Genomic DNA, 6939 nt, shown 5'->3' with positions numbered 1-6939 from the left:
CACCGCACCGCCGCCTGCCAAGGAACGCCCCGAGCCGGGACGACTCCAGCTGACGGCGTACGCCGCCGAGCAGGTCGTCTGGATGATCCCGCTCGTTGTCGGCCTGGTCCTGTTCGTGGTCGGCGGGCTGCTCGTCGTCGTCTGGGTGGGCGTGCTCCTCGTGATCGCGGCGCTGCCGCTGATCAGGCTGGTCGCCAACCGCCAGCGGCACATCGCCGGACAGGTGCTCGGCGTCCACCTGCCGCCGCCGTACAAGCCGCAGCCCGAGGGTGGGCCGCTGATCCAGCTCCGCTCGGCGCTGATCGACTCGATGACCTGGCGCGACCTGGCGTGGATCCTGTGGGCGATCACCTTCGGCTGGGCGATCTCGCTGCTGGTGGTGGTGCTGCTCCTGGCGGTCGCCACCTTCTTCTTCTGGTGGTTCGGCACTCCGTCGCTGATGCGGATGCGCTCCCAGGTGGACCGGGTGTTCCTCACCTACGGCAACACCGAGACGTTGGAGCGCCGGGTGGCCGCACTCACCAGGAGCCGGGCGGAGGCCGTGGACCACTCCGCTGCCGAGCTGCGCCGGCTCGAGCGCGACCTCCACGACGGCGCCCAGGCCCGGCTGGTGGCGGTGTCGATGAGCCTGGGCCTGGCCGAGGAGCAGTTCGAGACCGACCCGGAAGCCGCCCGGCGTACCGTCAGCGAGGCTCGCGCGGCCACCTCCGCCGCCATCGCCGACCTCCGGTCGGTGGTCCGGGGCATCCACCCTCCGGTGCTCGCCGACCGCGGTCTCGAGGGTGCGATCCGCGCGCTGGCCCTCGACATGGCGGTGCCGGTCGAGGTGATCGGCGAGCTGCCCGGCAGGCCGCCCGCGCCGGTCGAGTCGGCGGTCTACTTCGCCGTCGCCGAGTGCCTGGCCAACTCGGCCAAGCACGCCGGCCACGAGCATGCGTGGGTGGAGCTCCGGCACGAGCAGCACGTGCTCCGCGTCGTGGTGGGTGACGACGGGCGCGGCGGCGCCGATGTCGAGCGCGGGACCGGCATGCGGGGGGTGATGCGACGGCTGGCGGCCTTCGACGGCACGATGTCGGTGTCCAGCCCCGTCGGGGGGCCAACGATCGTCACGCTGGAGGTGCCGTGCGTCCTGACCAAGCCGGCGGACGCCTCGTCCTCGCCGAGGACAACGCCCTCCTCCGCGCCGGCCTGATCCAGCTGCTCGAGGGCTCCGGCTTCGAGGTCGTGCGGGCCGTCGACAACGCGGTGGAGCTCGACGACGCCCTGCTCGACCCGGAGGCCGACGGGGCCGTGCTCGACGTACGGATGCCGCCGACCTTCGCCGACGAGGGGCTCCGCGCTGCGATCGCGGTGCGGGCGCGGCGGCCGGGGTTCCCGGTGCTGGTGCTCTCGCAGTACGTCGAGCGCCTCTATGCCCGCGAGCTGCTGGCCAGCGGCGAGGGCGCGGTCGGCTACCTGCTCAAGGACCGGGTGTCCGACGTGCGCGAGTTCGTCGACGGCGTACGCCGGGTGCTCGCCGGCGGCACCGTGCTCGACCCCGAGGTCGTGGCGACGGTGATGGCCCGGCAGCGCGACGAGCCGCTGGACCGGCTCACCGCCCGGGAGAAGGAGGTCCTCGCGCTGATGGCCGAGGGCCGCTCCAACGCCTCGATCGGCGCACACCTTCACGTCACCGAGAAGGCCGTGGCCAAGCACATCAACAGCATCTTCGCGAAGCTGGACCTCCCGGTGGACCTCGAGGTCAACCGGCGGGTGCAGGCGGTGCTGGCGTACCTGCGCCTGTGACACCCGGGGCGGGCCGCGCGCGCAGGGCGAGGTAGACGGCCCGGACGCCGACCGCGCGCCGCAGCTCGTCCATCACGTCGCCGAAGAACTGCTCGCGGTAGGTCTCGTCGGTCACCGTCGACACGGTCAGGTAGAGCCCCGAGAAAGCCGCGAGGAACACCGCGACCTGGACCAGGTCCACGGTCAGCCCGCTCGTCTCCTCCCCGAGCCAGGAGACCATCACGGGCTCGGTCATGATCAGCGACCCGAACACGAGCAGGAACACGAACACCGACAGGCTCAGCAACAGCACCTGGACGCTCTGGATCACGACGAGGACCAGGATCAGGTTGAGCCGCTCGTAGCCGGTCACCTGGGCGTACGACGCCGGGTCCGGTCCTTCCTCGGCCACCAGGTCGCGGCAGGCCTGTTCGACCGGCGTGCCGGTGCAGACCTCGATCAGCGTCTCGTCGTCCACGTCGTCGTCGGCCTTGTCGACCTCCTCGGGGAGCCGGACGAACAGGAACGCCATGCCGAGGACCACGAACAGCAGGACCACCAGCCACAGCTGGCCGGCGGTCAGGTGCGACGCGACCTGCCACACCTCGGTGTTGATGAACAGGAAGGTGATCGCCAGCAGGAGCAGCGGCAGCGCCCGGGTGGTCATCGGCAGCAGGCGGAAGATGCTGCCGAAGGTGCGGTGCAGCGCCCACCGCACGATCGGCCCTGCGTGCAGCCGGACCAGGCCGTAGCCGAGCACCCCCAGCAGCACGATCGTGACGAGCGTGGCCGGTGCGGTGGTCACCTCGTCGGAGAGCCAGGCGATCGCGACCCCGACGGCGACCGCCACCACCACGACCACGACCAGGACCGGAAGCGTGCGCCGGGCACGCAGCTCGTCACGCACGGCGAGGCGTACCTCCGGCACGAAGTAGGTCAGGCCGTGGTGGAGGAACCACGCCTCGGCGGCTTGCTGCGGATCGGGGCTCCGGATGGGCACGGGCGCACAGTAACCACACGACGTAGCGTGAGCGCGTGATCACGATCATGGACGTCAACGCATCCCCGGAAGCCGTCAGCGACTACCTGCTCGCCCACAGCGCCGCCCAGGACGACGTCCTGGCCCGGCTGGCCGAGGAGACCCGGACCGCCTTCAGCGACTTCTCCGGCATGCAGATCTCCGCCGACGAGGGCGCCCTGCTGACCATGCTGGCCCGGCTCACCGGCGCGACGTACGCCGTCGAGGTCGGCACCTTCACCGGCTACTCCTCGATCTGCATCGCCCGCGGGCTGGACGAGGGCGGCAGGCTGCTGGCCTGCGACGTGAGCGGCGAATGGACGTCGGTGGCTCAGCGCTACTGGGCCGAGGCGGGAGTGGCGGACCGGATCGAGCTGCGGCTGGCACCGGCCGCCGAGACCCTGGCCGCGCTGCCGGACGAGCCCTCGATCGACTTCGCGTTCGTCGACGCCGACAAGGAGAGCTACCCGACCTACTACGAGGAGCTGGTCCGCCGGCTCCGCCCCGGCGGTGTGCTGGCGCTCGACAACGTGCTGCTCGGCGGGCGCGTCTTCGACGAGTCCGAGCAGGGCGAGCGGGTCACCATCATGCGCTCGCTCAACGACCGGGTGGCCGCCGACGACCGGGTCGACGCGGTGATGCTGCCGGTCCGCGACGGTGTGACGGTGGCGCGCCGCCGCTAGGAGTCGAGGAGCTCCCGCGCCCGGTCGACGTCCGCGTGCATCTGCTCGACCAGGGCGTCGACGGACTCGAAGGCCACCATGCCGCGCAGCCGCTCCACGAACGAGACCTCCACCTCGACCCCGTAGAGGTCGAGGTCGGTGTGGTCGAGGACATAGCTCTCGACGCGGCGCTCGCGCATGCCGTGGAAGGTGGGATTGGTGCCGACGCTGATCGCGGCCGGGTAGGTCTCGCCGGTGTCGAGCCGTCGGAGCCAGCCTGCGTAGACACCGTCGGCGGGCGCCGCGGTCATCCCGTCGGTGGGCACGTTGGCAGTGGGGAACCCGAGGTCGCGACCGCGCCGCTCGCCCTCGACGACGACGCCGCGCACGGCGTACGGGTGACCCAGGGCCTCGGCGGCACCGGCCACGTCGCCGGCGGCCAGGCAGGTCCGGACGTACGTCGACGACCAGACCATCGGTCCACCGTCGAGCGCGATCCCGTCGGCGTCGAAGCCGTGGCCGGCGCCGTACTCCTTGAGGGTCGCCACGTCGCCGGCCGCCTTGTTGCCGAACCGGAAGTTGGCGCCCACCACCACCACGGCAGCGTGCAGAGCCTCGACGAGGACCCGCTGCATGAACTCCTCCGGCGACCAGGACGCCATGTCGCGGTCGAACGGCAGCGCGAGCACGTGGTCGGCACCCGCCTCGCCGAGCAGGACCGCCCGCCGCTCGATCGTGGTGAGCTGGGTGGGCGCGTGCTCGGGCCGCAGCACCGACATCGGGTGCGGGTCGAAGGTCACGGCCACCACCGGGAGCCCGCCCTCGTCCGCGGTCTCGCGGGCGCGAGCCAGCACCCGTCGGTGCCCGAGATGGACGCCGTCGAAGTTGCCGATCACGACCACGGTGGCCCCGATGTCGGCCGGCACGTCGGCGAGCGAGCGCCAGATCTGCACGGCCGAAACACTAACGGCGCGGCTCGGCCGACGTGATCACCGGCCCTGAGCGGATGGAGCAGCCAGACGCGCTAGCCCACGAACACCGCGAGGGGACGCGCCGTCCCGTCGCGGTGTTCGTACAGCGCGAGGAACTCCCCGTCCGGCGCGAAGACCGCGGTCGGCGCAGTCAGCAGGAGGTCGAGGGGACGGCCGAACCTGACCCGGCGGGCCTGGTCGTCGTCGAGCTCCAGCGACGGGAACGCCGCCCGGGCGGCGGCCGCGATCGGCAGCAGCTCGAAGTCCTCGGCCAGCTGGTCGAGGGTGCGGGCGGCGTCGAGGCCGTAGGGGCCGACGGCGGTACGCCGGAGCGCGGTCAGGTGGCCGCCGACTCCCAGCGCGACACCGGCATCGCGGGCGATGGCACGGACGTAGGTGCCGCTCGAGCAGCGCAGCGAGATGTCGGCGTCGATGACGTCTCCCACGCGGCGTACGTCGCGGACAACCAGCTCGTGGACGGTGACCGGACGGGCGTTGAGCTGGACGTCCTCGCCGGCGCGGACCCGCTCATAGGCGGGCCTGCCGCCGATCTTGATGGCCGAGACCGCGGTCGGCACCTGGAGCAGGTGGCCGGTCTGGTCCGCGAGCGCAGCACGGACGGCGGCTTCGGTGAGAGCATCCGTCGGGCTCGTGGAAGCGACGTCGCCCTCGGCGTCGTCGGTGGTGGTGGCCACGCCGAGCCGGACCGTGGCGTCGTAACCCTTGTCGCTGAGCATCAGGTGGCCGAGCAGCCGGGTGGCGCGCTCCACCCCGAGCACCAGCACGCCGGTGGCCATCGGATCGAGGGTGCCGGCGTGGCCGACCTTGCGGGTGCCGGCCAGCCGCCGGATCCGCGAGACCACGTCGTGGGAGGTGATGCCGGCCGGCTTGTCGACGACGACCAGCCCGGGCTCAGCCATCCTCGCCAGCGTCGGGTAGCGCCTCGTCGTCGATCGCCCGAGGCTTGCGGTAGGGGTCCGCGTCGCCGGCGTACGACGTGCCACGCGCGGCGGCCACCGCCTCGTCCTGGGCGCGCGCCCGGGCGAGCACCTCGTCGAGGTGCCGGGCGGACTCGGGTAGCGCGTCGGCCACGAACTCCAGCGTGGGCACGTGCCGCATCCCGAGCTGCTTGCCGACCTCGGAGCGGATCATCCCCTTGGCCGACTCCAGCGCCGCCGCGGTGGCGGCGAGCGCGGCCTCGTCGCTCTGCTCACCCATCGCACCGGCGAGCACCGTGTAGAACACCGTCGCGTGCTGGCTGTCGCCGGTGACCCGCACGTCGGTCACGGTGACGAAGCCCAGCCGTGGGTCCTTGAGCCGCCGCTCGAGCATCTCCGCGACGATCTCCTGGATCCGGTCCGCGATCTTCCTGACCCGTGGGTTGGTCATGGTCTCCAACTTTCCTCAACCCCGGGAGTTTCGTCGGCTGGCCGACGAAGCTCTCGGTCAGACGATGAAGCTTCATCGTCCCGGCGAGAGTTCCGTCGGCTGGCCGACGAAACTCCCGCCCGGCGAACGATCAGCTCCGCGGGATCTCGCGCATCTCGAAGGCCTCCACGACATCGCCTTCCTTGATGTCCTGGAAGTTGCGCAGCACCAGGCCGCACTCGAAGCCCTCGCGGACCTCGCTGACGTCGTCCTTCTCGCGGCGCAGCGAGGCCAGGTCGAGGTTGTCGGCCACGACCGAGCCATCGCGGATCAGGCGCACCTTCGCGTTGCGCCGGATGACGCCGCTGGTGACCATGCAGCCGGCGATGTTGCCGATCCGGGAGGAGCGGAAGATCGCGCGGATCTCCGCCTGGCCCAGGGTCGACTCCTCGAACTCCGGCTTGAGCATGCCCTTGAGGGCCGCCTCGATCTCCTCGATCGCCTGGTAGATGACCGAGTAGTAGCGGATCTCGACGCCCTCGCGGTCCGCCAGCTCGGTCGCCTTGCCCTGCGGGCGGACGTTGAAGCCGATGATGATCGCGTCGGACGCCGCAGCGAGGTCGACGTTGGTCTCGGTGATCGCACCGACACCGCGGTCGATGACGCGGATGCCCACGTCGTCGCCCACGTCGATCTGCGAGAGCGCGTCCTCGAGAGCCTCGACCGAGCCGGACACGTCGCCCTTGAGGATGAGGTTGAGCTCCTGGCTCTCGCCCTTCTCCATGGAGGCCATGAAGTCCTCGAGAGTGCGGCGCACGCGGCGCTTGGCCTGCATGGCCGCCCGCTCGCGCGACTCGCGCTTCTCCGCGATCTGACGCGCCATCCGATCGTCCTCGACGACGATGAAGTTCTGGCCCGCACCGGGAACGGCGGTGAGACCCAGCACCATGGCGGGGCGCGACGGGTCGGCCTCGTCGATGTTGTCGCCGTGCTCGTCGAGCATCGCGCGGACGCGGCCGTAGCCGGCACCGGCGACGATCGAGTCACCCACGCGCAGCGTGCCGCGCTGGACCAGGACCGTGGCCACCGGGCCACGACCGCGGTCGAGGTGGGCCTCGATCACGATGCCCTGGGCGTCCTGGTTGGGGTTGGCGCG

8 protein-coding genes are annotated in these 6939 nt (G+C 71.6%); 3 read left to right on the top strand and 5 right to left on the bottom strand.

Annotation, left to right across the window (positions count from 1 at the left end):
• A partial coding sequence (locus VFV89_RS00365) for a sensor histidine kinase (RefSeq protein ID WP_329703902.1) occupies positions 1-1192 on the top strand: 1192 nt, incomplete at its 5' end.
• Positions 1123-1785 (top strand): response regulator transcription factor, encoded by a 663-nt coding sequence (locus tag VFV89_RS00360; RefSeq protein WP_329703901.1) that lies wholly within the window; start codon positions 1123-1125, stop codon positions 1783-1785. The genes VFV89_RS00365 and VFV89_RS00360, both read left to right, overlap by 70 nt.
• Here the strand turns inward: VFV89_RS00360 and VFV89_RS00355 are convergent.
• Positions 1742-2764: a hypothetical protein gene (locus VFV89_RS00355; protein WP_329703900.1), complete on the bottom strand. Its 1023-nt coding sequence runs from the start codon at positions 2762-2764 to the stop codon at positions 1742-1744. The genes VFV89_RS00360 and VFV89_RS00355 overlap by 44 nt on opposite strands.
• A 35-nt stretch (positions 2765-2799) precedes the next feature.
• Here VFV89_RS00355 and VFV89_RS00350 point away from each other — a divergent pair, with 35 nt between their 5' ends.
• Positions 2800-3465 carry an O-methyltransferase gene (locus tag VFV89_RS00350; protein ID WP_329703899.1) on the top strand — a complete coding sequence of 222 codons (666 nt, stop codon included), beginning with the start codon at positions 2800-2802 and terminating at the stop codon, positions 3463-3465.
• Here VFV89_RS00350 and VFV89_RS00345 read toward each other — a convergent pair.
• The 4 genes from VFV89_RS00345 to infB form a co-directional block, all read right to left on the bottom strand.
• Complete coding sequence (locus tag VFV89_RS00345) at positions 3462-4397, bottom strand: bifunctional riboflavin kinase/FAD synthetase (protein ID WP_329703898.1); 936 nt, start codon at positions 4395-4397, stop codon at positions 3462-3464. The two genes, VFV89_RS00350 and VFV89_RS00345, sit on opposite strands and share 4 nt — an antisense overlap.
• A 71-nt stretch (positions 4398-4468) precedes the next feature.
• Entirely contained in the window at positions 4469-5335 is an 867-nt protein-coding gene (gene truB / locus VFV89_RS00340) for a tRNA pseudouridine(55) synthase TruB (protein WP_329703897.1), read from the bottom strand.
• Positions 5328-5804, bottom strand: a complete 477-nt coding sequence (gene rbfA / locus VFV89_RS00335; RefSeq protein ID WP_329703896.1) for a 30S ribosome-binding factor RbfA — start codon at positions 5802-5804, stop codon at positions 5328-5330. Before rbfA ends, truB begins: the two co-directional genes overlap by 8 nt.
• 130 nt (positions 5805-5934) lie before the next feature.
• Positions 5935-6939 (bottom strand): translation initiation factor IF-2 (gene infB / locus VFV89_RS00330; RefSeq protein ID WP_329703895.1); only part of this gene is annotated, 1005 nt, incomplete at its 5' end.

Source organism: Nocardioides sp., from assembly GCF_036274455.1.
GTDB lineage: Bacteria > Actinomycetota > Actinomycetes > Propionibacteriales > Nocardioidaceae > Nocardioides.
The sequence above is the reverse complement of the archived record's forward strand: the minus strand, read 5'-3'. Positions and strand labels throughout refer to the sequence as shown.